The organism is Reyranella sp. CPCC 100927 (assembly GCF_007859315.1).
Classification (GTDB): Bacteria; Pseudomonadota; Alphaproteobacteria; order Reyranellales; family Reyranellaceae; genus Vineibacter.
This window is the reverse complement of sequence record NZ_VOHA01000008.1, coordinates 295,282-319,804: the sequence shown is the minus strand read 5'-3', so window position 1 is coordinate 319,804 and position 24,523 is coordinate 295,282. Positions and strand designations below refer to the sequence as shown.

The 24,523-nt window shown below is 66.7% G+C and carries 21 protein-coding genes and 1 pseudogene; 8 read left to right on the top strand and 14 right to left on the bottom strand.

Annotated elements, in window-relative coordinates; all coding sequences use genetic code 11:
- Window positions 1-3: 3 nt before the first annotated feature.
- From FQU96_RS22855 to FQU96_RS22845, 3 genes are read right to left on the bottom strand one after another with little or no spacing between them, the layout of a single operon-like run.
- On the bottom strand, window positions 4-1,626 hold the full coding sequence (locus FQU96_RS22855; RefSeq protein ID WP_146543655.1) for an acyl-CoA synthetase: 1,623 nt from the start codon (window positions 1,624-1,626) through the stop codon (window positions 4-6).
- A gap of 9 nt (window positions 1,627-1,635) precedes the next feature.
- Window positions 1,636-2,811, bottom strand: a complete 1,176-nt coding sequence (locus FQU96_RS22850) for an acyl-CoA dehydrogenase family protein (protein ID WP_146543654.1) — start codon at window positions 2,809-2,811, stop codon at window positions 1,636-1,638.
- Window positions 2,808-4,238, bottom strand: coding sequence for a DUF6880 family protein (locus tag FQU96_RS22845; protein WP_146543653.1), 1,431 nt, complete (start codon window positions 4,236-4,238; stop codon window positions 2,808-2,810). Before FQU96_RS22845 ends, FQU96_RS22850 begins: the two co-directional genes overlap by 4 nt.
- A 119-nt stretch (window positions 4,239-4,357) precedes the next feature.
- On the opposite strand from FQU96_RS22845, the gene xdhA reads away from it, so the two are divergent.
- The gene (xdhA, locus tag FQU96_RS22840; protein WP_146543652.1) at window positions 4,358-5,785 is read left to right on the top strand and encodes a xanthine dehydrogenase small subunit; all 1,428 of its coding nucleotides are present in this window, start codon (window positions 4,358-4,360) and stop codon (window positions 5,783-5,785) included.
- Window positions 5,782-8,136, top strand: coding sequence for a xanthine dehydrogenase molybdopterin binding subunit (xdhB, locus tag FQU96_RS22835; RefSeq protein WP_146543651.1), 2,355 nt, complete (start codon window positions 5,782-5,784; stop codon window positions 8,134-8,136). Before xdhA ends, xdhB begins: the two co-directional genes overlap by 4 nt.
- Here the strand turns inward: xdhB and FQU96_RS22830 are convergent.
- Complete coding sequence (locus tag FQU96_RS22830; RefSeq protein ID WP_146543650.1) at window positions 8,110-8,712, bottom strand: TetR/AcrR family transcriptional regulator; 603 nt, start codon at window positions 8,710-8,712, stop codon at window positions 8,110-8,112. The genes xdhB and FQU96_RS22830 overlap by 27 nt on opposite strands.
- 45 nt (window positions 8,713-8,757) lie before the next feature.
- Between FQU96_RS22830 and FQU96_RS42740 the strand changes: the two genes are divergently transcribed.
- Window positions 8,758-9,168: a GFA family protein gene (locus FQU96_RS42740; RefSeq protein ID WP_146543649.1), complete on the top strand. Its 411-nt coding sequence runs from the start codon at window positions 8,758-8,760 to the stop codon at window positions 9,166-9,168.
- Window positions 9,169-9,208: 40 nt separating this feature from the next.
- On the opposite strand, the pseudogene FQU96_RS22820 reads toward FQU96_RS42740, so the two are convergent.
- A pseudogene (locus tag FQU96_RS22820) lies at window positions 9,209-9,946 on the bottom strand (helix-turn-helix domain-containing protein); the annotation flags it as partial.
- Between the two features lie 104 nt (window positions 9,947-10,050).
- Between FQU96_RS22820 and FQU96_RS22815 the strand changes: the two are divergent.
- The gene (locus tag FQU96_RS22815; RefSeq protein WP_146543647.1) at window positions 10,051-10,881 is read left to right on the top strand and encodes a TauD/TfdA family dioxygenase; all 831 of its coding nucleotides are present in this window, start codon (window positions 10,051-10,053) and stop codon (window positions 10,879-10,881) included.
- Here FQU96_RS22815 and FQU96_RS22810 read toward each other — a convergent pair whose 3' ends face one another.
- Complete coding sequence (locus FQU96_RS22810; protein WP_178130660.1) at window positions 10,882-12,099, bottom strand: serine hydrolase; 1,218 nt, start codon at window positions 12,097-12,099, stop codon at window positions 10,882-10,884.
- Between FQU96_RS22810 and FQU96_RS22805 the strand changes: the two genes are divergently transcribed.
- Together FQU96_RS22805 and FQU96_RS22800 are read left to right on the top strand one after the other, a co-directional pair.
- Window positions 12,092-12,700, top strand: a complete 609-nt coding sequence (locus FQU96_RS22805) for a GNAT family N-acetyltransferase (protein ID WP_255468442.1) — start codon at window positions 12,092-12,094, stop codon at window positions 12,698-12,700. The genes FQU96_RS22810 and FQU96_RS22805 overlap by 8 nt on opposite strands.
- 137 nt (window positions 12,701-12,837) lie before the next feature.
- Entirely contained in the window at window positions 12,838-13,686 is an 849-nt protein-coding gene (locus FQU96_RS22800) for a ParB/RepB/Spo0J family partition protein (protein ID WP_146543644.1), read from the top strand.
- 102 nt (window positions 13,687-13,788) lie between these two features.
- Here the strand turns inward: FQU96_RS22800 and FQU96_RS22795 are convergent, their stop codons facing one another.
- Both FQU96_RS22795 and FQU96_RS22790 read right to left on the bottom strand, forming a co-directional pair.
- Window positions 13,789-14,955: an acetyl-CoA acetyltransferase gene (locus FQU96_RS22795; protein ID WP_146543643.1), complete on the bottom strand. Its 1,167-nt coding sequence runs from the start codon at window positions 14,953-14,955 to the stop codon at window positions 13,789-13,791.
- 106 nt (window positions 14,956-15,061) lie between these two features.
- Window positions 15,062-15,979: a LysR substrate-binding domain-containing protein gene (locus tag FQU96_RS22790; RefSeq protein ID WP_146543642.1), complete on the bottom strand. Its 918-nt coding sequence runs from the start codon at window positions 15,977-15,979 to the stop codon at window positions 15,062-15,064.
- Between the two features lie 88 nt (window positions 15,980-16,067).
- On the opposite strand from FQU96_RS22790, the gene FQU96_RS22785 reads away from it, so the two are divergent.
- Both FQU96_RS22785 and FQU96_RS22780 read left to right on the top strand, forming a co-directional pair.
- Window positions 16,068-16,814: a TSUP family transporter gene (locus FQU96_RS22785; protein WP_146543641.1), complete on the top strand. Its 747-nt coding sequence runs from the start codon at window positions 16,068-16,070 to the stop codon at window positions 16,812-16,814.
- A 51-nt stretch (window positions 16,815-16,865) separates the two neighbouring features.
- Window positions 16,866-18,020: a mandelate racemase/muconate lactonizing enzyme family protein gene (locus FQU96_RS22780; protein ID WP_146543640.1), complete on the top strand. Its 1,155-nt coding sequence runs from the start codon at window positions 16,866-16,868 to the stop codon at window positions 18,018-18,020.
- Between the two features lie 27 nt (window positions 18,021-18,047).
- Here FQU96_RS22780 and FQU96_RS22775 read toward each other — a convergent pair whose 3' ends face one another.
- The 6 genes from FQU96_RS22775 to FQU96_RS22750 all read right to left on the bottom strand — a co-directional run bounded on the left by FQU96_RS22775 (window position 18,048) and on the right by FQU96_RS22750 (window position 24,513).
- Complete coding sequence (locus tag FQU96_RS22775) at window positions 18,048-18,938, bottom strand: ABC transporter permease (protein ID WP_146543639.1); 891 nt, start codon at window positions 18,936-18,938, stop codon at window positions 18,048-18,050.
- Window positions 18,939-18,940: 2 nt separating this feature from the next.
- Window positions 18,941-19,882 carry an ABC transporter permease gene (locus FQU96_RS22770; protein WP_146543638.1) on the bottom strand — a complete coding sequence of 314 codons (942 nt, stop codon included), beginning with the start codon at window positions 19,880-19,882 and terminating at the stop codon, window positions 18,941-18,943.
- 255 nt (window positions 19,883-20,137) lie between these two features.
- On the bottom strand, window positions 20,138-21,646 hold the full coding sequence (locus tag FQU96_RS22765) for an ABC transporter substrate-binding protein (protein ID WP_255468438.1): 1,509 nt from the start codon (window positions 21,644-21,646) through the stop codon (window positions 20,138-20,140).
- Window positions 21,647-21,726: 80 nt separating this feature from the next.
- Window positions 21,727-22,806, bottom strand: coding sequence for an ABC transporter ATP-binding protein (locus FQU96_RS22760; RefSeq protein WP_146543636.1), 1,080 nt, complete (start codon window positions 22,804-22,806; stop codon window positions 21,727-21,729).
- Window positions 22,807-22,816: 10 nt separating this feature from the next.
- The gene (locus tag FQU96_RS22755; protein ID WP_146543635.1) at window positions 22,817-23,803 is read right to left on the bottom strand and encodes an ABC transporter ATP-binding protein; all 987 of its coding nucleotides are present in this window, start codon (window positions 23,801-23,803) and stop codon (window positions 22,817-22,819) included.
- Window positions 23,800-24,513 carry a DUF1028 domain-containing protein gene (locus FQU96_RS22750; RefSeq protein ID WP_146543634.1) on the bottom strand — a complete coding sequence of 238 codons (714 nt, stop codon included), beginning with the start codon at window positions 24,511-24,513 and terminating at the stop codon, window positions 23,800-23,802. Before FQU96_RS22750 ends, FQU96_RS22755 begins: the two co-directional genes overlap by 4 nt.
- Window positions 24,514-24,523 lie beyond the last annotated feature (10 nt).

Here is a 24,523-nt window from a genome sequence, read left to right as displayed (position 1 = left end):
CGCTCACAACTTGCCGGCGCGTCGATACTCCAGGTCACGCAGTTCGCGGCGGCGAGTCTTGCCGGTGGGCGTCTTGGGCAGATCGGCGACGAACTCGATCAAGCGCGGGTATTTGTAGGGTGCTGTCACCTGCTTGGTATGATCCTGGATCGCGCGCGCCAACGCATCCGACGGCGCGATATCGGGTTTCAGCACGATGAACGCCTTGACGACCTCGCCGCGTTCGTCGTCGGGGCTCGCCACCACGGCGCACTCGGCGATGGCGTCGTGTTGCATCAACGCATTCTCGACTTCGGCCGGCCCGATCCGGTAACCGGCCGAGCCGATGATGTCGTCGTCGCGCCCCTGGTAGAACACATAGCCGTCGCCATCCATGGTGACGAGATCGCCCGTGAGATGCCAGTCGACGCCATCCAGCATCACGCGGTCGGCTGCCGTGCGTGCCGGATCGCGCCAATACCCCAGCATCTGCATCGGTTGCGGCTGGCGAATGGCCAGGATGCCGACCTCGCCGGGGCCGAGCAGTTGCGTGCGATCGACCGACATCACGGCGGCATCGAGGCCGGGATAGGGTTTGCCCATCGACGCGGTGCGCGGCGGCAGCAGCGCGTGGTTGGTGATCAGCATCAGCCCCTCGGTCTGACCGTAGGCTTCGAGCAGGCGGCAGCCGGTCATCGCTTCCCAGCGCGCGATGATCTCCGGGTTCACGCTCTCGCCGCCTGACAGCGATACGCGCAGCGACGAGAGGTCGATGCCGGCCGCGTTCTCCAGCACCAACCGCCGCAGTTCGGTGTTGGGGGCGCAGAACACGCTGACCCGATGGCGCGCGATCAATTCCAGGCGGCGGCGGGCATCGAACGGCCCATCGTGGAAGACGACGGCCGTGCCGCATGACCACGGACCGATCAGCACGCTGGTGCCGGCCTTGGCCCAGCCGGTATCGGCCGTGCACCACATGACGTCGCGTTCCGTGAGATCGGGCCAGAACCACATGGCATTGCGCCACGCGAAGAGGGCACGGGCGGCGTGCAGGACACCCTTGGGCTTGCCGGTGGAGCCGGATGTGAAGAACAGCAGCGCCGGATCCTCGGCGCCAACCGTGGCGGCCGCACTGTCGGTCGCGGCCGCCGCGATCGCGGTGTCGAAGTCGAGCCAGCCCTCGCCGCCACCGACCGCGATCCGGGCCGTGATGCCGGGCAGCGCGGCGAACTTGCCGATGTTTGCCCGCGTCGTCACGGCGCCCACGGCCTCCGCCGCCCGGGCGCGGTAGGCGATGTCATCGGCGGTCAGCATCTCGATCGAGGGGATGGGCACGGCGCCGATGCGCAGGCAGGCGACCATCGCGATGTGCCACGCCGGCAGGCGCGGCAGCATGACAACGACGCGGTCGCCCTTCTTGATGCCCGCCGCGCGCAACACGTTGGCGAGCCGGCGCGACCGGTCGGCGATCTCGGCGAACGTGTATCGCCGCTCGTCGCCGGCGGCGTTGGACCACAGCAGGGCTGTCCGCGATGGATCCCCGGCCCAGCGGTCGACGACGTCGGTCGCGAAATTGAACGTCGCCGGGATCTCCCAGCGGAACTGCGCGCGCAGTGCCTCGAACGTGTCGGCCTGAGGTCGATGCATCGCGACGCCTCAAGCCTTCGTCGCCAGGCCGCGCGCCAGGCTCCAGCGATGCACCTCGGAGGGGCCGTCGTAGATGCGAAAGGCGCGGATCTCGCGGAAGATGCGCTCGACCAGCGTGTCGCCGGTGACGCCCAGCCCGCCCAGCACCTGAACGCAGCGATCGGCGATGCGGAACAGCGCTTCCGACACGGCAACCTTGGCGATGCTGGATTCGACCCGGGCATCGCGGCCCTGATCCAGTACCCAGGCGCAGTGCCAGATGGCGAGCCGCGACAGATGCAGGTCGATCAGGTTGTCGGCCAGCTGGAAGCCGACGCCTTCGTGCTCGATCAGCGTCTTGCCGAACGCCTTGCGCCGGTTGGCATAGTCGACGGCGATATCGTGCGCGCGCCGTGCCGCGCCCAGCCAGCGCATGCAGTGCGTCAGCCGGGCCGGCGCCAGGCGCACCTGGGCGTAGCGGAAGCCGCGGCCGACCTCGCCCAGGACGTCGTCGCGGTGGATACGCAGATCCTTGAACCGCACCACGCAGTGGCCGCCGGTCATGGACTCCTCGATGGTGTCGATGGTGCGCTCCACGACGATGCCGTCGGCCGGCATGTCGCTCATGAAGATGGTGGCGCCGCGGTCCTGGCCGTCGACCAGGGTGCGGGCCATGATGATCATGACACCGGCACCGTTGGCGCCGGTGATCAGCCACTTCTCGCCGTTGATGACGAAGTGGTCGCCGTCGGCCACGGCAGTGGTGAGCATGGCCGACGGATCGGAACCGGCGCCGGGCGGCTGTTCCGTCATGGCAAAGCAGGAGCGGATATCGCCCGCGGCCAGCGGCTTCAGCCAGCGCTGCTTGTGGGCATCGCTGGCCACCGCCTCCAGCATGTGCATGTTGCCCTCGTCGGGCGCCATGCAGTGAAGCGCGATTGGGCCGAGCAGGGAGTAGCCGGCTTCCTCGAAGACGATGGCGCGCTCGCGGTGAGAGAGCCCCAGGCCGCCCCAGTGTGGATCGCATTGCGGCGACAGCAGCCCGGCCCGCTTCGCCAGCGCATTGAGTTCGCAGCGCAAGGCATCGCTGGGGCCGTGTGGGCTTTGCCGCGGATCCTTCTCGAACGGCAGTACGGCGGTCTGGATGAACGTCCGTGTACGGTCTTGCAGGTCTTGTTCGCGCGGCGTCAGGCTGAAGTCGATCATGATGCACTCGGGTAGGAGATGGAGTCGTAAATCTGCCAGAAGCTCCAGGGTCGCGGATGCGTTTCGCGCAGCCGATCGACAAAGGCGGTATGCGTTTCGTGCTCAGGGTCAGGCCCGGCGCGGGCCAGGGTCGCGCTGTCGACCAGGGCCTGGGCGGCCTTCTCGAACAAATGTGACAGGCCTCGCCGCATGACGCCGGTCACGGCAAGGCGCATGGCGGTGACCGCCTCGCGCGGATGCCGGTCGCGCAGTGCCTCGCCCGTGGCCAACAACATGTCCGGCGGTGTGACAGCAAACTCGTTGCTGCGCTCGCGCACCAGCCGCGCCACGCTGTCGAGATCGGGCCAGGCCGTCAGGAACGCTAGCGCCTCGGTCGCCGACTTGAAGGCCAGCGCATGGTCCATGGCGCGGCGCTCGGCCTCGAAGTCGGCGAAGTCGGGCAGGTGCTTCAGATAGTCCTTCAGCATGGTGCGGTCGAGCTGCCGTTCGAACTGTTGCCAGCGCAGAGCCTGGGCATCATCGCGGCGGCCCAGCGACTCCAGCACCGCCAGTCGCTGGTCCAGGGTCGAGATCAGCCGATTGTGATACCGCCCGTCGTCCAACCAGCTCAGCGCGTCCTCGCCACGCCCCGCCTTCAGCAGCCGTTCGACGATGGCCCTGATGTTGACATGCGCTCGCGGCTGCGCCTTTTCCAGCGCGATATAGCCATCCACATCATCAAGCAGATCGGCGATCTCGCCCAGGTGCCGGCGCAGGCGCGAGGCACGTGTGCCGGCGTGTACGGCTGGTTTACCGGCCGAACCCCAGCGGCCGCCTGCCGGTTCCGCCGGCAGCTCCTTCAGTTTCATCTTCAATGTGGCGCGCACTGCCTGCAGGCCGCCCGTACCCAGCGCCGGCGCCAGGACCGTCATGGCGCCGGGGAATGCGTCATCCTCCTGCAGGGCGCAGTCGATCGCGAAGGCCGCGATCTCCTGCGGTTCGGGCGGTACCTGGGTCCACAACCGTGCAAGATCGGCGAGCGCCGCGGCCAACCAGGCGCCCACCTGGTCGCGCGGCGGCGGCGCACGCCGGATGATCGCAGGGCCCAGTTCGACCATGTGACGCACCAGTCCGGCGGCGGCCAGAGGGTGTACCGGCGCAATGCTCTCCATCGCATCGCGGCGCAGGCCGTCCAGCTCGTGCGCGAGCGCTGTGGCCTCGTCGCGTCCCACCTCCCGGCCGCGGGCCAGCGCCAGCAGGCGACGGTCGATATAGTCGTGCAGCTCGTCCTCGCCGGCCGCCTGGGCCAGCAGGCGTAAGAGCGCTTCGCGCAACAGCCGGTCATGACGGGCCCGGTCGATCAGCAGTTCCGCCAACCGTGGCGCGCCCAGCTGCCCGAGATTGGCAGCGGTGAGGGCGGTCCGGGCCCGTTTGGGCTGTCTCGGCAATCGGAACTCCCTGACGCGGATCGGCGGTTAGCGCGGTGGCAAAGCCCGCCATTGCAGCGGGTCGGGGACTCGCTGTCAAATGCGGTCGATTTCGCACTATGCTCCGGCAAGAGCACGCCATGCCTGATACCATCGCCTTCGTCCTCAACGGCCAGCCGGTCACGGCAGCCGGCGTATCGCCGGCGATGACCCTGCTCGATTGGTTGCGCGGGCCGGCACGCCTGACAGGCACGAAGGAGGGGTGTGCCGAAGGTGATTGCGGTGCCTGTACCGTGGCGCTGGAGCAGCCGCCGGCCGCCGGCGGGCGCTCGTGCGAGCCGGCCAACGCCTGTCTGCTGATGATGGGGCAAGTGCATGGCCGTGCCGTGCGCACGGTTGAAGGGCTGCGCGACGCCGGCGGCACGCCGCATCCGGTGCAGCGCGCGCTGGCCGACGGCGATGGAACCCAGTGCGGTTACTGCACGCCCGGCATCATCATGAGCATGTACGCCTTTGCCGCCGGCGGCGAACCGCCCGAGGCGGCGCTGATCCATGACGCTCTCGCCGGCAATCTCTGCCGCTGTACGGGCTATCGTCCGATCGTCGAGGCGATGGCGAGGGTGGCCCAGCAGCCCGATGCGCCATTGGCGTCGATGGTCGAGCGGCCGCCGGCCGGCGCCGCAGCATGGCAGGACGGTGCCACGCGATTCGACTCGCCGACGACCCTGGACGCGCTCCTGGCCCTGCGCCGCGACTTTCCCGACGCCTGGTTGCTGGCCGGTGGCACTGATCTCGGCCTGCGCGTCAGCCATGACCGCGACGTGCCGGCGCACGTCGTGCACGTCGCGCGGGTGCCCGAGCTGCAGATGGCGTCTGTTGCGCGCGAGCGGTTGCGCATCGGTGCGGCGCTGACCTATGCTGGCCTGCTGCCGTATCTGGCTGACTCGCTGGCACCGTTCGGCGCCATGGTGCGGCGGCTGGGATCGCGCCAGATCCGCGCCCTGGGTACCATCGGCGGCAATCTCGGCACCGCCTCGCCGATCGGCGATACGCTGCCGGTGCTGCTGGCACTCGACGCCACCATCCACGTGCGATCAGCCGCGCGCGGGCCACGCGCGGTGGCGAGTGATGCGTTCTTCCTGGGTTATCGTCGCACGGCACTGGCTGCCGACGACATCATCGAAGCGATCGACATCAAGGTGCCGCAGCCCGGCGAGGTCTTCCACGTCGACAAGGTTTCCAAACGGCGCGACCAGGATATCTCGGCCGTGCTCGGTGCCTACCGGCTGCGGATCGAGGATGGCGTCGTTCGCTCGGCGCGCCTGGCGTTCGGCGGCATGGCCGCGACACCGGCGCGTGCCCGCCAGGCCGAGGCGGCATTGATCGGCCAGCCCTGGGGCGATGGTGCCATCGATCGGGCGGCGGCAGCGTTGGCGCGTGATTTCCAGCCGCTGGATGATTGGCGCGGCAGCGCCGCCTATCGGCTTGCGGTTGCCGGTAATCTGTTGCGTCGGTTGTACTGGCGCACGACACGGCCGGACGCCGTTCTCGAGGTCGACCAGCTATGAGTGCCGATCCCGATCAGGCGCGCGGCACGGCGCAGGGCGGCGTGCATAGCCCGCAGCGCCACGACAGTGCGCTGAAGCACACGACGGGCGAGGCCACCTACATCGACGACATGGCGGAGCCGTCCGGCCTGTTGCATGCGGCACTGGTGCTGTCACCGGTTGCGCACGGCAGGCTGCGCGCGATCGACCTGGCGGCGGCGCGTGCCGCACCGGGTGTCGTGGCCGTGATCGCGGCGGCCGATATTCCCGGGCGCAACGACATCGCGCCGGGCAACAGCAACGAGCCGCTGTTCGCCGAGACCGTCGTCGAGCATGTCGGCCAGCCGGTCGCGGCCATCGCTGCGGTGTCGCTGGATGCCGCCCGCGCGGCGGCGAAGAAGGCGGTGCTCGACATCGAGACGCTGCCGGCCATCCTTACTATCGACGCGGCCTTGGAGCAGGGCTCGCTGCTCTATCCGCCGTCGGTCTTGTCGCGCGGCGATGCCGTCGCGGCCCTGCAGCAGGCGCCGCTGCGGCTGTCGCACAGCTTCCGGGTGGGTGGCCAGGAGCATTTCTATCTCGAGGGCCAGGTTGCGCTGGCACTGCCGGGCGAGGATGGCGACATCACGATTCATTCCTCGACCCAGCATCCCACCGAAGTGCAGCACATCGCCGCGCGCGTTCTGGGCCTCGACTACAATCAGATCACCGTGATGGTGCGCCGCATGGGCGGCGCCTTCGGCGGCAAGGAGAGCAACGCATCGTGGGTTGCCGCGGTGGCGGCGCTGCTGGCGCGCCAGACCGGCCGGCCGGTCAAGCTGCGCCTGCCGCGCAGCCACGACATGGTGGCCACGGGCAAGCGCCATGGTTTCCTGTATCGCTATGACGTCGGCTTCGACGACGAAGGGCGGGTGCTGGCGCTCGATGTCACCCTGGCGGCCAACGGCGGCCACAGTGTCGATCTCACGCCGGGCGTGCTGGGGCGCGCGCTGACGCATGTCGACAACACCTACTGGGTGCCCGACATCCGCTGCACGGGCCTCGCCTGCAAGACCAACACCGTGTCCAACACCGCGTTCCGCGGTTTTGGCGGGCCGCAGGGCGTGGTGGTGATGGAGGACGCGATCGGCCGCATTGCGCACGTGCTGGGCAAGACGCCGGAAGCCGTGCGCGCCGTCAATTTCTACGGCGAGGGCATCAACGATGAAACGCCCTACGGCCAGAAGGTCGAAGACAACCTGATCCGCCGCTGCGTGGCGCAGGTGGCGCGCGAGTCGTCCTGGGCTCAGCGGCGTGCCGAGATCGATGCCTTCAACCGCGACAACCCGGTCATCAAGCGCGGCCTTGGCATGTTCCCGCTGAAATTCGGCATCTCCTTCAACATCCCGAGCATGAACCAGGCCGGCGCCCTGGTGCACGTCTACAGCGACGGCTCGATCCGGCTGAACCACGGCGGCACGGAGATGGGGCAAGGGCTGTTCGTCAAGGTGGCGCAGGTGGTCGCCGAGGTGTTCCAGGTCGATCTCGACCGTATCCGGGTCACGGCCACCTCGACCGGCGAGGTGCCCAACACCTCGCCGACGGCGGCATCGACGGGCTCCGACCTCAACGGCTGGGCCGCGTTCACGGCCGCCGACACCATCCGCCAGCGCATGGCCACCTTCGCCGCCGGCCATTTCGATGTGCCCGAGGATGCGATCGCGTTCCGCGACAATCACGTGCATGTGGCGCGGCCGGGTGACAATCGCGTCGTGGCCTTCAATGAGCTGGCGCGGCTGTGCCATCAGGGCCGCGTGTCGCTGTCGTCGACCGGCTTCTACCGCACGCCCAAGATCCATTGGGATCCGCAGGCGATGAAGGGCCGGCCCTTCTTCTACTTCTCCTACGGCGCCGCCGTCGCCGAGGTGGCGATCGATACGCTCACCGGCGAGTCGCGGGTGCTGCGGGCCGATCTGGTGCAGGATTGCGGCCGCTCCCTCAACCCGGCCGTCGATCTCGGTCAGATCGAGGGCGCCTTCGCGCAGGGCATGGGCTGGCTCACCTGCGAGGAGCTGTGGTGGGACAAGGACGGCCGCCTGCGCACGGCAGGCCCGTCCACTTACAAGATTCCCGGCAGCCGCGACGTGCCGCCGGTGTTCAACGTGCACATCCTGGAGAACGCGCCGGCACGCGAGGCCACCATCTTTCGCTCCAAGGCGATCGGCGAGCCGCCGCTGATGCTGGCGACCGCCGTGTGGACAGCCCTGAAGGACGCCATCGCCAGCGTTGCCGAACACAGCGTGCCGGTGACCCTCGATGCGCCGGCGACACCGGAGCGCATCCTGGTGGCGGTGCAGACGGTGCGTTCAGCGAGCCTTGCGTCCGTCGAATAGGCGCTCGAACAGCAACAACAGCATGCGGTCGATCTCGCGGCGTGCGACCGACTCGTCCGTCGCCTCGTGCAGCCACATGGCGGCCTCGTTGAGGGCGCCCGACAGCAGGTAGGCCAGGGGTTCGGTCGACAACGCCCGATCGGGGCGCTCCGCCAAGACGGCCTCGACGCCGATGCGCAGGGTGCGCATGCCGTGCCGTCCGTCGATTTCGCGCCAGCGATGCCAGCCCAGCACGGAGGGTGCGTCGACCAGATAGATGCGCCGCGTCGCCGGATCGAGGCAGGCATCAAGGAAGGCATGCGTGCCCAGCATCAGTCCGTCGAAGGCGCTCTTGGCCGGCAGGGCGGCGGCATCGATCTTGTCGGCCATCTCGCGCGCCACGTCCTCGACCACGGCTTCGAAGAGCGCCCGCTTGTCGCGGAAGTGATAGTACAACGCACCGCGAGTCAGGCCGGCCTGCCGTACGATGTCCTCGGTCGCTGCATCCGCGTAGCCCGCCGTGCTGAAGATCCGGCGGCCTTGGCGCAGCAACTCGGCGCGCGTCAACGCATGCTGCTCAATTTTCGTCCTTGCCATACATACAGCCTGTATCTATTATGCGGTATCCTACAGGAGGCAGTCATGGCTGACCAGCAACGCGAGGGCGGTTGCCAGTGCGGTGCCGTCCGGTACCGGATCACCGGCGAGCCGATGATGGCCGCCTTGTGCCATTGTTCGATGTGTCGCCGCGCGCACGCGGCGCCGACCGTCGCCTGGGCGATGTTCCAGGAGGGGCAGGTCAGCTTCATGACCGATCGGCTGGCGCACTACGCGTCGTCACCGGACGCCAAGCGTGGTTTCTGCCCGGTCTGCGGCACCCAGATCTGCTTCACGGCTTCCTTCATCCCCGGCCTGATCGACATCACCATCGGGAGTCTCGATCAACCCGAGACGATGCCGCCGGCACTGCATTACTGGGAGTCGCGGCGCCTGCCGTGGATGCAGTTCGCGGACGGCCTGCCGCGCCATCCCGAACTGCCGCCGTTCGGGTGAGGGGCGGCGGCGCGTCGATCGCCTGGCCGATGCCAAGCGCCGTGCGGCGGAGGTCGCCCAGATAGCGATCCACCGCCTCCGGCAGGGAGAGTGCCCGGCGCAGGAAGCGCAGCGACAGGCAGGCCAGGACGTCGTCGTCACGCATGACCGGTACGGCAAGCCCGAGATACCGGCTGCGGTTGGGCGGCGTGATGGCGTAGCCCTGCTGGCGGATGTCGCGCAGGGCCACCAGCAGCCGCTTGCGATCGCGGGCCGGCCGGTTCTCGGCGCGGCGCGATGTGGCGAGCGCGCGCAGGATCATCGATCGTTCCACGTCGGGGCAGAAGGCGAGGTAGACGCGGCCCATGGCGCTGGGGAGGATGGGGAACGATCTGTTGAACGCCGCCGGCTCGGTCGACAAGGGACTGTCGGCGATCGTGCTGTAGCGAACCTGGATGGTGCCGCCTTCGAGGGTCGCGAGATAGAGCGGCCAACGGTGCTGGCGCGTGAATCGTTGCATGGGCAGCATGGCCGCATCAACGACGCGATCGCGAAAGCGAAACCCGGCCGCGAGTTCGGCGACCCGCGCCGTGACGCGATAGCCCAGCGACGACGATATCTGCTCGGCGTAGCCGGCGGCGCGCAGGGCGTTGAGCAGGCGCACCAGTGTCGCCTTCGGCAGGCCGGTCTCGTTGTTGAGAACCTGCAACGACGTGCAGGGGCGTCGGTTCAACGCCTCGAGCACCGTCAGGGCGCGCGTGACGGGTCCGATCGCGTCGTCGTCGCGGGTAGGGCGCATCTCGCCTCCGGATTCCGTGTCACGGAATCTGGCAAGAATCCCCTCCGCTGTCACCCTTGCCGGTGCGACAGTACGGGCGACAAACGGATGCGGGAGGAACGCACATGGCCTACCAGACGATAGAGGTACGCAAGCTCAACCCGGTCATCGGCGCCGAGATCGGCGGGGTCGATCTGTCGCGGCCGTTGGGCAATCAGCAGTTCCAGGAGATCCACGACGCGCTGGCGGAGAACCTGGTGATCTTCTTCCGCGACCAGGAGATCACGCCGGATCAGCACAAGGATTTCGGCCGTCGATTCGGCAAGCTCCACGTCCATCCCGCGTCGGGTCGCACGGTCGAAGGCCATCCCGAGATCCTGGTGATCGCGGCCGACGAGAAATCAAAGCGCGTGGCCGGCGAGGAGTGGCACTCGGACGTGTCGTTCGAGGCCGAGCCGCCGATGGGCAGCATCCTTTACCTGACGGAAGTGCCGCCGACCGGCGGCGGCGACACCCTGTTCTCCAACATGTACGCCGCCTACGACTCGCTATCGGATCGCATGAAAGCGCACCTCGAAGGACTGACGGCGATCCACGACAGCTTCCATGTGTTCGGCGGTGCCTATGGCGACCGCACCGACAAGGTGCTGCCGCGCAACGAGCATCCGGTGATCCGCACGCATCCAGTCACCGGCCGCAAGGCGCTGTTCGTCAACCGCGGTTTCACGACCCGCATCGTCGGCCTGCCGCGACCGGAAAGCGCTGCCCTGCTGGAGTATCTGTATCGGCATGTCGAGACGCCGGAGTTCCATTGCCGTTTCCACTGGCGGGCGAAGTCCATCGCCTTCTGGGACAATCGCTGCGCTCAGCACCATGCGCTGTTCGATTACTATCCGCACCGCCGCTATGGTCACCGCGTGACGGTGTGCGGTGATCGGCCGTTCTATCGGGCGTAGTCAGTTTCCCAGTGTCTGCACCAGCGCCCGCCACAACGCCACGGTTTCGGCGCCGCCGGGATCACGCGATTGGCGCCGCACCGCCGTGTGCACCAGCACCAGCTTGGACCGGGGGTGCACGAAGATGGTCTGGCCGCGCACGCCCAGCAGTGCGAACTGGCGGTCGGCATCGGGCAGCAGCCAGGTCTGGTAGCCGTAGCCATAGAACCGCGTCGCCGTGCCCGGCTTGAGGTGGGGCGCACTGTCGTTGACGGTGGTGGCCGCCAGCAACCAGTCGCGTGGAATGATCTCCCGGCCATCGCGCAGGCCATCGTGCGCCAGCAGCAACCCCAGCCGGCCGTAGTCGCGCAGCCGCGCGTTGAAGCAGCAATAGGTCGCCTCCTGGCCCGATGCGTCGATGTTCCAGGTCGCCTCGGCCTCGGCGCCCATCGGCTGCCAGAGCTTGGCGGCGAGATAATCGGCGACCGGTGTGCGCGTGGCGGCGCGCAGCACCAGCCCCAGCACCTGCGTCTCGGCCGAGGCGTAATAGAATTTCTCGCCGGGCGGCCGGGCCCGGGTGTTGAACTGGCTGACAGCGCCGGGGCCGCCGGGACCGGACTTCATCAGCGTGGCGACCCATAGGCGCGTGATGTCGTCCTGCCCGCTATAGTCTTCGCTAAAGGCAACGCCCGAGGACATCGTGAGCAGGTGCCGGATCGGCGTCTCGCCATAGGCGGTGCCCTTGAGCCCGGGCACGTAGGTTTCGGCACGATCGTCGATCGAGCGGATCGCGCCGTCGCGCACGGCAATGCCCATCAGCATTGATGTGATCGTCTTGGCCATCGAGAACGACGTCAGGCGGTCGCGTTCGGTTCGGTCGTACTGGTAGGCTTCGAACACGATCCGGTCGTCCTTGAGGATCAGCAGGCCGGTCGTCGGATTCGTACCGAGGTAGCGTTGCAGGTCACGCTGCTCGTTGTTGAAGCTGTAGCGGATGTCGGGCGCTTGGGTTGCTCGACCGAGGGGCCGTGGCGTCGATGCCGGGGCAACGCGATGAAAGTCGAACAGCGTGTCCATTCGGCTCAAGGCACCGACGAGATGAGGCTGACGCCACCAGGTGGTGGTCGTCCCGGGAGAATAGCCTTGCGATTTGCCGTATCCTTCCTCGTCCGGTGCAGCGCGTGAGGGGGTTATGAGCCCGGTTGCGATCAGCAGGACAAGCGTGGCCAAGATGCGCATGCGTTCACCGTCGCGGCCGTCCATCGGCGCTCGTAAAAGTACCACGAAAATCACGGTCCGCCCGCTCACGCCCGACCTGTGGCCGGCGCTGGAGGATCTGTTCGGCGAGAAAGGTGCCTGCAACGGATGCTGGTGCATGTACTGGCGCATCGGCAGCGCCTACCGCCGAACGCCGCGCGACAGAAACAAGGCGGCATTCCGCGATGTCGTCAGGACAGGACCGCCGCCGGGCCTGTTGGCGTTCGCGGGTGATGTGGTCGTGGGCTGGTGCCAGCTGACGCCGCGCGATGCCCTGCCCTGGCTTGACCGCGAATGGCGGCTCCGGCGCGTCGACGACGTGCCGGTGTGGTCGCTGTCCTGTTTCTACATCCGCATCGGCTATCGTCGACGCGGTGTCACGACGGCATTGATCGCGGCGGCACTGAAGGCAGCACGGCGCGCCAGGGCGGCGGCGCTGGAGGCCTACCCGTTCGATGCCGACAAGTCGCCCAGTGCGTCGGGCACCGGCTACGCCTCGACGTTCGCCCGTGCCGGTTTCAAGGTCGTGGCGCGCCATATCCCGGCGCGCCCGATCATGCGCTACGACCTGCGAGCGCAGTAGGCCGTCAACTAACTGGTGTTATTCCACCTTCGATGAAGAGCCGACACCCTTGTGTAGGCTATGCCCAACGGAACTGTCACACTGCGAGCCTTCCTTGGTGGTTGTGCAGATTACTGCACGCCTAAAGGAGGAAAACTATGTACACCTCGCTCACTACGAAGCGCTTTGCTAACCCTCAATCCGACTTCTCGCCGGGCCCTGCTCCATTCCTAGACTGGATCGAGATAAACAGACTCGTTGTTGATACGACGTATCAACGCCAAATTAGCAAGCGCGGCGCTGAGAATATCAATCAAATTGCCGAAAATTTTGATTGGTCGAAGTTTGCTCCTGTCATCGTCGCTCCCTTGGAGGGCGGACAGTTCGCTATTGTTGATGGCCAGCACAGAACCACGGCCGCGATGTTACGGGGGCTCGAGCAAGTGCCTTGTCAGGTAGTCCAGGCGGATCGTTCAAAACAAGCTGCGGCGTATGCAGCTGTGAATGGAAACGTCACAAAGACGACTGCTCAGCAGCTTTATCATGCAAAAGTTGCAGCTGGGGATCTCCAAGCAGTACAGTTATCTGAGGTTTGTGCGATCGCTGGAATTGAGGTCATTCGCCACAACCTAGTTCAATCACAACTAAAGCCCGGCCAAACCCAGGCGGTTGGTGCTCTTTCTCGGTGTTTGATCAAGTACGGGCGTGACACGCTGATCACGGCACTTCAGTGCATTACTCAAACGGCCGATGGTAATGCTGGATTCGCAAGATCGACGATCATTGAAGCATTATGCGAAGTTCTTCACGAAGCTCCAACATGGAGAGATTCCGGGGAAGCACTGCTGCGGAGTATGGATGACTTCAAGTTCGCAGAAGCGTGGGACGAAATAGCTGCTGGAAGAGATCAGATTTTTCCCGGCACGGCCAAGAAAATGATGATCAACATCATCCGAAAATTTTTGACGGAAAAACTGGATCAAAATTCTGAAATGAGAGCCGCGTAGCTCACTGGGGTGAGGTGTCATTTGGGCGCCTCACCCCAGTTTCATCGAGCTAGCGACTACTTGTCACGAAAAGGCCTTTTCGGCTCAACGACAGCGAGACCGTTACTTCACCGGTTCGAGGATGCTGACGTAGTTGGCGACGGCGGCGCCGCCCATGTTGAAGATGCCGGCCAGTTTCGGCCACGCCAGCTGCATGGTGCCGGCGGTGCCCGAAAGCTGCAGACAGCCCATCACGTGCATCGAGACACCGGTGGCGCCGACGGGATGGCCCTTGGCCTTCAGGCCCCCCGAGACGTTGACCGGCAGCTTGCCGTCGCGCTCGACCCAGCCGTCGAGGATGGCGCGCTCGCCCTGGCCGCGTGGCGCCAGGCCCATGGCTTCATATTCGATCAGCTCGGCCGAGGTGAAGCAGTCGTGGGTTTCCACGAAGCTGAGGTCGAGCAGATCCAGCCGCGCCTGCTCCAGTGCGCGCTTCCAGGCCAAGGTCGGGCCGTCGAACTGGATGATGTCGCGCTTGGACATCGGCAGGAAGTCGTTGACGTGTTCGGCGGCGCGAAAGGCGATCGCCTGTTTCATGCCCAATGCCGTGTCGGTGTCGGCCAGGATCACGGCGGCGGCGCCGTCGGTGACCGGCGAGCAGTCGGTGCGCTTCAGCGGGCCGGCCACGAACGGATTCTTGTCGGACGGGTTGCGGCAAAAGCCGTACTCGAATTCCTTCTGGAAATGGGCGTAGGGATTCTTGGCGCCGTTCTTGTGCGCCTTGACCGCGATGCGCGCCAACGCGTCGGACTTGTCGCCATAGCGCTGGAAGTAGGCCGCCGTGATCTTGCCGAAGATGCCAGCGAAACCCGCTTCGATCTCGGCTTCCTCGGCAACGTAGGACGCCTTGATCAGCACGTCGCCGGCCTGGGCGCTGTTGAGCTCGGTCATCTTCTCGACGCCGACCACCAGCACGAAACGCGCTTTCTTGGCGGCCAGGCTGTTCAGGCCCATGTGGATGGCGGCCGACCCGGTGGCGCAGGCGTTCTCGACGCGGGTCGAGGGCTTGAAGCGCAGGTCGGGATGCGCCTGCAGGGGTAGCGAGGAGTGGAACTCCTGCTTCACGAAGCCGCCGTTCATGTTGCCGACGTAGATGACGTCGACATCGCGCGGCTCGATGCCGGCATGGGCGATGGCCTCGGACGCCACCTTCACGACCAGCGACTCGCTGGTCTCGCCGTCCAGTTTGCCGAATTTAGAATGGGACCAGCCGACGATACATGCGGTCATGAATGCCTCCTGGAGGAAGGTGTGCGCTGCAACAAATGTAGGCCAGCCGACCGGTGCCGTCGATGCCGCAGCCCTCGTCCTGTGGAATAGTGCATATGCACGATATTCATCGGTCCGAGGGCGCCGCCGCGACGGCAATCTCGTCCTTCAACCAGGAGCCGAAGGCCTGAAGGCTCGAGTCGCCCGCCTTGCCGGGCCTGTGAATGAGATACCAGGCATCGCCTTTCGGAACCGTGATCGGGAACGGCGCGACCAGACGGCCCACCGCCATGTCGGCCTCGACATAGGCCTTCATGGCAAGCGCCGCGCCGAGGCCGTCGGCCGCCGCCTGGAGCGCCAGGCCGTAGGTATCGAACAGGGGTCCGCCCTGTCGTTGCGCCGGCAGCGGATCTTGCAGGTCCGCCGCGGCCGACCATCGCGGCCAGTCGGTCAGGGCGTGACGCACGCGCAGGAGTGGAACGCCGGCAAGGTCTGACGGGCTGTGCAGACGCCTGGCGACGCGGGGCGCACAGACCAGCACCAGATCGGCCGTGAAGAGCCGTTCGGCGGTAAAGCCTGGCCACGGCTCTTGCCCGAGCCTGATGGCGCAGGTCCACTCCTCGTTGAAGGGTGCGACGGCGCCGCCCGTCGCCACCCGGATCTCGATGCTCGGATGGGCCAGGGTGAAGCGCCCGAGCCGCGGGATCAGCCAACGCGTCGCCAGTGTCGGCCCGACGCCCACCGTCAGGACCTGACTGGACTGTCCCCGCTCCTGCGTATTGCGCACCAGTTCCTCGATACGGTCCAGCGCATGGCTGGTGCCGGTGGCCAGAAACTGCCCGGCATCGGTCAAGGTCAGGCCGTTCGGCCGACGTTGAAACAAAGCGATGCCCAGGCTTTCCTCCAGCAGGCGCACAAATCGACTGACGGCCGCCTGCGAGACGTGCAGTTCCTCGGCGGCCGCGGTGAAGCTCACGTGCCGGGCGGCGGCCTCGAAGGCCCGCAGCGCATTGAGAGAGGGAAGGGATCGTCGCATCACGGGCATACGGCACTCCCAAAGACCCAGAAAACCTGAGGCTAACTCCCAGGTTTCTCTGTTTGCAGCAACTGTTATTCAGCCGTAGTCGACGGCGATGTCAGCCCTAGTAATTTCAGGCCTGGTCGTTCTGATGACGGCGACGGCCTTTCTCTCCGGCATCTTTGGCATGGCCGGCGGACTGATCCTGATCGGCGCACTGTTGGCGCTGATGCCGCTTCCCGCCGCCATGGCGTTGCACGCCATCACGCAGATGTCTGCCAACGGTTGGCGAGCGATCCTGTGGCGGCGGCACGTCGTCTGGCGGCTTCTTGGCTTCTATGCGCTCGGATGCCTGGCCGCCGTCATGCTGTGGTCGGCTGTCTTCTTCGTTCCGGAGAAAGCGCTGGCCTTGATCTGCCTTGGTCTGACGCCGTTTGCGGCGCGGATGATGCCATCAGGTCTGCAGCCCGATCCCGCCCGCGCCTCGCACGGATTTGCCCATGGCGTCATCTGCATGTCGCTGATGCTGCTGACCGGTGTGACAGGTCCGCTCCTGGACACCTTCTTTCTGGGGGCGAAGGGCACCGATCGGCGCGGCGTCGTTGCCACCAAAGCCGTCGCGCAGGTTCTGGGGCATGCGCTGAAGCTCCTCTATTTCGGCGGCTTGATGGCGGGCGCCGCCGGGCTCGATCCGATCCTGGTCGCGGTGGCGGTCGCGGCATCGATGCTGGGCACGACGTTGTCCCGGCGTATCCTCGAGGCGATGAGCGACAGGCAGTTTCGCCTCTGGTCAGGTCGCCTGATTACCGCGATCGCGACCGTCTATTTGGTGCAAGGCGGCTGGTTGCTCGTTGCCCGATAGCGGGAGGCTCGGCGAAGATTGCGACACCGTTCGCACACAAGGACGACCACCATGACGGTGCGCATCGCACGAATCGAAACCTTTCTCTACCGGGCCGACGTCAAGGAGCCCGTGAAGATGTCCTTCGGTACCATGCCGCGCCGCAGTGCGCTGCTGCTGCGCGTGGAGGATCGCGATGGCGCGCATGGCTGGGGCGAAGTCTGGTGCAACTTCCCGCCCTACGGTGCCGACAACAAGGTGCGGTTGCTGGAGACCGTGATTGCGCCGGCGGCGATGGCCGGCAGCTTTGCCGATCCACCCGAGGCGTGGCAGGCGATAACGGAACGAACGGCCCGCTGGGCCATTCAGGGTGGCGAGCCCGGCCCTTTCGCCGCCTGCATCGCGGGACTCGATCTTGCGTTATGGGACATGGCCGCGCGTCGGATAGGCAAGCCTCTGCGTGCGCTGCTGGCAGGTGATGCGGTCCGCGACGCAGTGCCCGCCTACGCCAGCGGCCTGAACCCGGACACCGCATTGCCAACGGTGGAGCGGTGTCGCGAGGCGGGCTTCCGGGCCTTCAAGGTCAAGGTCGCCTTTGGGCCCGACATGGACAATGCGGTGGTCTCCGATCTCGCGCGCCACCGCCGCCTGGGCGAACGCCTGATGGTGGACGCCAACCAGGGCTGGGACCTCGCAGCGGCGCGGCGAGCCGTACGCAATCTTGGGGCCTATGGACTCGACTGGATCGAGGAGCCCATCCCGGCCGACCGGCCCGCCACGGAATGGGCGGAACTCGCGATGCTGTCGCCGGTGCCGCTCGCCGGCGGCGAGAACGTCATGGGTTACGAGGCTTTCGCAGCGCTCATCGCCAACGGCCACCACGGCGTGGTGCAGCCCGACATGCTGAAATGGGGCGGCGTGACGGGCGCTTTTGCCGTGGGACGGCGCGCCGTCGCGGCCGGCCGCTCATACTGCCCACACTGGCTCGGCGGCGGTCTTGGCCTGCTGGCGGCGGCTCAGGTTCTCGCCGCCGTGGGCGGGCCCGGTTTGCTGGAGCACGACATGATGGAGAACCCGCTGCGGGAAGCCCTGGCTCAGCCTTTCCCGCGGGTGAGCGATGGTGTCTTTCCGCTGCCTGGCGCGCCCGGCCTCGGCGTTGAGCCCGATCTTGACCGCGCCGCGCCGTGGCTGTTGGCACATGCGGAGCATCGCGCCACGGCGGCCTGAGTGTCCGGGCAATGGGCCCGGCTACGCTCATCGTTCCTTGGGATCCAGCGCATCGCGCAGTCCGTCTCCCAAAAGGTTGAAGGACAGGACAGCCAGGAAGATCGCCACGCCCGGCCAGATCGCCAGCCAGGGAGCGTTGGTCAGGAAGCGCTGTGCCGAGTTCAGCATGCTGCCCCAGGACGGCGCCGGCGGTTGCTGACCCAGGCCGAGGAAGGAAAGCGCGGCCTCGGCGATGATGGCGGTTGCCAGCGCCAGGGTCGCCTGCACCAGCAGGGGCGGCAGGATGTTGGGCAGGATGTGGAACAGTGCGATCCGCCACTTGGGATTGCCCACGGCGCGCGCCGCCTCGATATAGTCCTCGACCTTCACCGTCATGACCTGGCCGCGGGTGAGGCGGATGAAGATGGGCGTGGCGGTGATGCCGATGGCGATCATCGCATTGCCCAGGCTGGGACCGAGGAAGGCGGCCAACGCGATGGCGAGGATCAGGAACGGGGTCGCCAGCATCGCATCCGTGATGCGGCTGATCAGCGCGTCGACCCAGCCGCCGATATAGCCCGCGATGATCCCCAGCGGCACACCGATACAGAGCGCAATACCCACCGAGATGGTACCGGCACTGAGCGAGGCGCGTGCGCCATAGATCACCCGGCTGAACAGGTCGCGGCCAACCTCGTCGGTGCCGAACCAGTGGATTGCCGACGGCGCCTTGCGTACCAGCGACCAGCTCTGCTTCAGGGGATCATGGGGTGTGATCCAGGGCGCCAGCAACGCCAGCACGATGAAGACGACGATGATGGTGAGCCCGACCATCGCACCCTTGCGCCGCCGCAAGCGCCGCCAGGCGCGCCGGGCCGGGCTTTCGACATGCAATGCATCGGCTGCGGCAACGGTATCGGTCGCGGTGATGCTCGCCATGATCAGCTCCGCAGCCGCGGGTTGGCCAGCACGTAGGCGATGTCGGCCAGGAGGTTCAGCATGATGTAGGCGGTGGCCGTCACCAGCACGACGCCTTGCACGACGGCATAGTCGCGGTTGAAGACGGCATCGACGATCAACTTGCCGAAGCCCGGGATGGTGAAGATCTGCTCGGTCAGCACGGCACCCGAGAGCAGCGTACCCAGCTCCAGTGCGCCCAGCGTGATCACCGGCGTGAGCGCGTTGCGCATGGCGTGCTTGAGCACCACGGACCGTTCCAGCAGGCCCTTGGCGCGCGCCGTGCGCACGTAGTCGCTGGATAGTACCTGCAGCATGGCGCCACGCGTGTGGCGCATCAGGATGGCGGCGATGGCGTTGCCCAGCACGAAGGCCGGCATGATGGTGCTGGCCAGGCTGGCTTTGAGATCTTCGCTGGGACGTACATAGCCCGATGCCGGCAGCCAGCCGAGCTGCACCGAGAACAGGAAGATCAGCAGGATGCCGAGCCAGAAGTTGGGCGTGCTGATGCCCCACAGCGCGAAAATGTTGGCGCCGTAGTCGAGCCAGGTGTCCTTGTAGACCGCCGACACGATGCCGGCGCCGACGCCGATCACCAGCGCGATCACGATCGCCATGGCGGCGAGCTGCGCCGTGACCGGCAGCTTTTCGAGCACGAGATCGAGCACCGGCTTCTTGATGCGCATCGACTCGCCGAGATCGCCCGACAGCACGCCTTTCATCCAATAGAAGTACTGCACGGGAATCGGCTGATCGAGACGGTACTGCGCACGGATCTGCGCGATGACCTCGGGGTCGCGATCCTCGCCTGCCATGATCAGTGCCGGATCGCCGGGCAGAAGCTGCTGCAGCCCGAAGATGATCACCGACACGAAGAACAGCGTCGGGATGAGCTGCAGCAGCCGGCGGCCAAGGAAGGGGAGCATGGCTCTACCGACCGAAGCCCCTCTCCGCCCGCGGAGCGGGGGGAGAGGGAGGGGCCCACGCGCAGCGTGGGAGGGTGAGGTGGGTGGTCAGGACACACGTGGTTTTGCCAACGAGATCACGTTCGTCTTCAACGCCCACCTCACCCTCCCATCGCTGACGCGATGGGCCCCTCCCTCTCCCCCCGCTCCGTGGGCGGAGAGGGGAGCAGAGAGGTGAGAGATGTGTGATCGCGTCCCGCATCATGGCGTGGCCGCCTACTTCAGCTTCAGCCCGACGACGCGGATCAGTCCGTCGGGCATCGGCTTGAAACCTTCAAGGCGCTCGGTGTGCGCCATCAGCACGCGGCGATGGTAGAGGTAGACGATGTGGCCTTCGTTCTCGCCGATCATCCGCTTGGCCACCTTTTCGTAAGCGTGCTTGCGAGCCTCGGGCTCGGACAGGGTGCGCGCCTGGTTCAGGGCCTCGTCAGTACCGGGATCGCAATAGCCGCTCACGTTCTGCGGCTGCTTGCAGGCTGCAAAAGAGTAGATGTTGCCGTCGGGATCAGTGCGGCCCGACCAGCCGATCAGATAGGCCTGGTACTCGCCGAGCTCCGATTGCTTGAGCGAGGTTGCGAACTCGGTCACGCGAATCTTCATGTCGAAGCCGGCCTCGGCGACCATCGACTGGATCAGTTCGGCGACCTGGCGCGTTTCGGGGTTGTTGGGCACCATGAAGTCGATGGCGATCTGACCGCTGACGCCGGCCTCCTTCAGCAGCGCCTTGGCCTTGGCGAGGTCGCGCTTCGGGATCGGCACGCTCTGCTGGTAGTACGGGTGCTGCGGGCTGATCCACTGGTTACCGGGCACGAACTCGCCGTTGAACACGACCTGGTTCAGGGCATCGCGGTCGAGCGCCAGCTCGAAAGCCTTGCGCACCTTGGCGCTCTTGGCCAGCGGCGTGTCGGCCTTGGGGCCGTTGGCGATGTTGAGAGTGAGGCCCTGGTAGCCGATCTCAACGGCGCTCACCAGCTTCAGCTTGGGCGTGTCGCGAATGGTCTTGATGTCGGTCGCCAGCGGGCGCTCGATCAACTCGAGTCCGCCGGACCGCACGTTGGCCAGGCGCACCGTGGAGTCGACGATCGGCAGGTAGGTGATCTTATCGATGTGTACGTTCGCCTTGTTCCAGTAGTCGGCGAACTTCTCGACCACGATGCGATCCTGCTGCACGCGCTCGACGAACTTGTAGGGCCCGGCACACACCGGCTTGTTCCCGAACTTGTCGCCCGCCTCCTTGGCCGCCTTGGGCGAGACCATCATGCCGGCGCGGTCGGTGAGCTGTGCCAGCAGTGGCGAGAACGGCGCTTTCAACAGCAGGCGGATGGTCAGCGGATCGACAACCTCGATCTTGTCGATCTGCGCAATCTCCGGCTTGCGGAACGAGCCGGTCATCGTCAGGTGGCGCTCCAGGCTGTACTTCGCGGCCTCGGCGTCGAACTTTTCGCCGTCATGGAACGTCACACCCGGGCGCAGCTTGATGGTGACGATCTTGCCGTCCGCCGAGGTCTCATGCGACAGCGCCAGCTGCGGCACGATGTTGAGCTTGTCGTCGATGTCGAACAGCTTGTCGCAGATCGACGAGAAGACGATGCGCCCGACATAGGTGCGCGCCAGGCTGGGGTCGAGCACATCGGGATCCTCGGCCAATCCGATGCGCAGATGTGTCTGTGCCTGCGCCGCGCCGGCCAGCGACATGGCCATCATCGCCGCGATGGTCGCTGTCATTCCCGTTCGCATTGTGATTCCTCCCTCACGTATCGTTGTCCGGTCTGGCGGACGGCACTCTACTCCCGGCGGTCGCCGCATCAATCGGCCGCGGTGACGAATGCCGCCTGCAATTTCTCAAGTGTCTGCCCGGTAACTGCTTCGCGCGGTACCAGCTGCCCCGCATCCGGGAGTTCCTGCCAGCGGTGGCAGGCCGTGGCGTGCCCGGTCGGGTCGCGCACCAGATCGGGCCGGTCGCGCCGGCAGCGGTCGATGACGTGCGGGCAGCGCGTATGCAGATGGCATCCCGGCGGCGGCGCGATCGGACTGGGTACGTCGCCTTGCAGGATCTGGCGCTCGCGATGGGCGCCGGGCGAGGGCACCGGAATCGCCGACAGCAGCGCGCGCGTATAGGGGTGGCGCGGCGCGGTGAACAGCGCGTCGGCATCGGCTGTCTCGACGATGCGGCCCAGATACATCACGGCGATGCGGTCGGCGATGTGCTTGACCACGGCGAGATCGTGCGAAATGAAAATGTAGCTGAGCCCCAGACGACGCTGCAGATCGCGCAGGAGATTGAGCACCTGGGCGCGGATCGAGACGTCCAGTGCCGACACCGGCTCGTCGCAGATGATCAGCTTCGGCTCGACGGCCAGCGCGCGGGCGATGCCGATGCGCTGGCGTTGGCCGCCGGAGAATTCGTGCGGATAGCGCCGTGCGTGCGCCGGGTCGAGGCCGACGGTCGCCAGCAGGGCGCCGACGCGCTCCTTGCGCCGGCCCGGCGGCACGACACGGTGCAGGGCAAGCGGCTCCTCGAGGATCTGGCCCACGGTCATGCGCGGGTTCAGTGACGCATAGGGATCCTGGAAGATCAGCTGGGCGTTTCGTCGACGCGCCCGCACCTCGGCTTCGTTGTCGCCGAAGATGTCGCGGCCCTCGAAATAGACGGCGCCTTCGGTTGGCTCGATCAGGCGCAGCACCAGGCGTCCGACGGTCGACTTGCCGCATCCCGATTCGCCGACCAGCGCCAGCGTCTCGCCGGCGCGCAGATCGAAGCTGACGCCGTCGACGGCTTTGACGGTGGCCGTCGGCTGTCCCAGCAACGACCGCCGGGCGACGAAATGCTTGGTGAGGCCTTCGACCCGCAGCAAGGGTGTGGTGGTGTCGTTCGCAACGCTCATGGCGCGATGTTCATTGCACAAGCTGTTCCAGCGGCGCCTTCCAGCAGCGCGAGATGTGGCCGGCCGCAACCTCGATCGGCGGCGGCGCGTCGCGGCGGCAGCGCTCGTCGGCGAAAGGACAGCGCCGGGCGAAGCGGCATCCCGGCGGCGGTGCCGTCATGTTGGGCACCGTGCCGTCGATGGCGGCCAGGCGATCGCGGCGGTGATCGAGCCGCGGGATCGAGCCCAGCAGGCCGACGGTGTAGGGATGCTGAGGCTGAGCGAACAACGACGCAACCGGCGCCCGCTCGACGACCTGGCCGGCATACATCACCACGACATCATCGCAGAGCTCGGCCACCACGCCCAGGTCGTGTGTGATCAGGATGATCGCGGTGCCGGTCTCGGCCCTCAGCCGGCGCATCAGGTCGAGGATCTGCGCCTGGATGGTGACGTCGAGCGCCGTCGTCGGCTCGTCGGCAATCAGCAGCTGCGGATCGCAGGCCAATGCCATGGCGATCATGGCGCGCTGGCGCATGCCGCCGGACAGCCGGTGCGGATAGTCGTCGACCCGCTGCTCGGGTGACGGGATGCGCACATGCCGCAGCATCTCGATCGCATGCGCCCGCGCTTCGCGCGGTGAGACGCCACGGTGGCGGATGACAGCCTCTGCGATCTGGTCACCCACCGTGTAGGACGGATTGAGTGACGTCATCGGCTCCTGGAAGATCATCGCCAGTCGATCGCCGCGCAGGTCGCGCAAGGTGCGGTCCGATGTGTGCAGCAGATCGGTGCCCTCGAAGCGTACGGAGCCTGACACCCGTGCCGTGTGCTTGGGCAGCAGGCCCATGATCGACAGCGACGTCACGCTCTTGCCGCAGCCCGATTCGCCCACGATCCCCAGCGTATGGCCGCGCCCAAGAGCGAAGCTCACGCCGTCGACCGCCAACGTCGAGCGCCCGTCGTCGCCGGCAAAGGCGACGCGCAGATCGTCGACGGCCAGCAGCGGTTCGCTCATGCCGGGTCGGCTGCCTGGCCGGCGGCGATGCCGGCCTCGATCGTCATGCGGTCGGTGGTGCCGGCCGGATTGCTCTCGGTCGGCAGGAATTGGCGGAAGTGAACCCAGTGGACGCGGCTGACGGTCTCGAGCCGCTCCAGCTCGACCAGCGGATCGGGATGGTCGTCGACCCGCAGATCCAGGTCGGAATAGGTCTCCCTGCCGTGGATCAGCAGCGCTGCCGATTGTTTGCCGCGCTTGTCGCCGCCGGCAGCCTCCCCTGCCTTCAGCGCCGCGATCAGGCGGCGCACGAAGGGCAGTGTCGCGTTGGCCTTGAACGCCGCCGCCGTCTCGTCGATCACCTGCGGCCCGGCCAGCATGTTGCCGGCCACGGAGAAGGTATCCTCCGTGCGGTGACCGCACCAATCGATGCAGGCGTCACCTGTGTGCGCAGCCATCCGGCCGCCGCTGTCCAGGACATGCACCTGGCGGTGCGCCTGTCCGGGATCGGCCTCGGTCAGCAGCCGAACGACGTCGGGCGCGGGCACGCCTTCACGCAGCAGCTGCAGGCCGCGCGTGCCGTAGAACGGGTTGACCAGCGCCTGGGTCGCGACGGCGCCAATGCCACTCAGAATGTGCGGCACGCGTGCGCCGACGGCGAAGAACCGGGTGGCGACAGCGATGCCGATCGCCCCATCCACCGGATCACGCGCGATGATCGACCAGGTCACGATGCGGCTC

Coding starts and splice junctions, on each gene's coding strand:
- FQU96_RS22770 (WP_146543638.1), bottom strand. CDS start 19,882: ATGCTCCCCTTCCTTGGCCGCCGGCTGCTGCAGCTCATCCCGACGCTG.
- FQU96_RS22810 (WP_178130660.1), bottom strand. CDS start 12,099: ATGCGCATCTTGGCCACGCTTGTCCTGCTGATCGCAACCGGGCTCATA.
- FQU96_RS22760 (WP_146543636.1), bottom strand. CDS start 22,806: ATGAGCGTTGCGAACGACACCACCACACCCTTGCTGCGGGTCGAAGGC.
- xdhB (WP_146543651.1), top strand. CDS start 5,782: ATGAGTGCCGATCCCGATCAGGCGCGCGGCACGGCGCAGGGCGGCGTG.
- FQU96_RS22785 (WP_146543641.1), top strand. CDS start 16,068: ATGTCAGCCCTAGTAATTTCAGGCCTGGTCGTTCTGATGACGGCGACG.
- FQU96_RS22800 (WP_146543644.1), top strand. CDS start 12,838: ATGTACACCTCGCTCACTACGAAGCGCTTTGCTAACCCTCAATCCGAC.
- FQU96_RS22765 (WP_255468438.1), bottom strand. CDS start 21,646: ATGACAGCGACCATCGCGGCGATGATGGCCATGTCGCTGGCCGGCGCG.
- FQU96_RS22850 (WP_146543654.1), bottom strand. CDS start 2,811: ATGATCGACTTCAGCCTGACGCCGCGCGAACAAGACCTGCAAGACCGT.
- FQU96_RS22780 (WP_146543640.1), top strand. CDS start 16,866: ATGACGGTGCGCATCGCACGAATCGAAACCTTTCTCTACCGGGCCGAC.
- FQU96_RS22775 (WP_146543639.1), bottom strand. CDS start 18,938: ATGGCGAGCATCACCGCGACCGATACCGTTGCCGCAGCCGATGCATTG.
- FQU96_RS22815 (WP_146543647.1), top strand. CDS start 10,051: ATGGCCTACCAGACGATAGAGGTACGCAAGCTCAACCCGGTCATCGGC.
- FQU96_RS22855 (WP_146543655.1), bottom strand. CDS start 1,626: ATGCATCGACCTCAGGCCGACACGTTCGAGGCACTGCGCGCGCAGTTC.
- FQU96_RS22755 (WP_146543635.1), bottom strand. CDS start 23,803: ATGAGCGAACCGCTGCTGGCCGTCGACGATCTGCGCGTCGCCTTTGCC.
- FQU96_RS22805 (WP_255468442.1), top strand. CDS start 12,092: ATGCGCATGCGTTCACCGTCGCGGCCGTCCATCGGCGCTCGTAAAAGT.
- FQU96_RS42740 (WP_146543649.1), top strand. CDS start 8,758: ATGGCTGACCAGCAACGCGAGGGCGGTTGCCAGTGCGGTGCCGTCCGG.
- FQU96_RS22790 (WP_146543642.1), bottom strand. CDS start 15,979: ATGCCCGTGATGCGACGATCCCTTCCCTCTCTCAATGCGCTGCGGGCC.
- FQU96_RS22830 (WP_146543650.1), bottom strand. CDS start 8,712: ATGGCAAGGACGAAAATTGAGCAGCATGCGTTGACGCGCGCCGAGTTG.
- xdhA (WP_146543652.1), top strand. CDS start 4,358: ATGCCTGATACCATCGCCTTCGTCCTCAACGGCCAGCCGGTCACGGCA.
- FQU96_RS22795 (WP_146543643.1), bottom strand. CDS start 14,955: ATGACCGCATGTATCGTCGGCTGGTCCCATTCTAAATTCGGCAAACTG.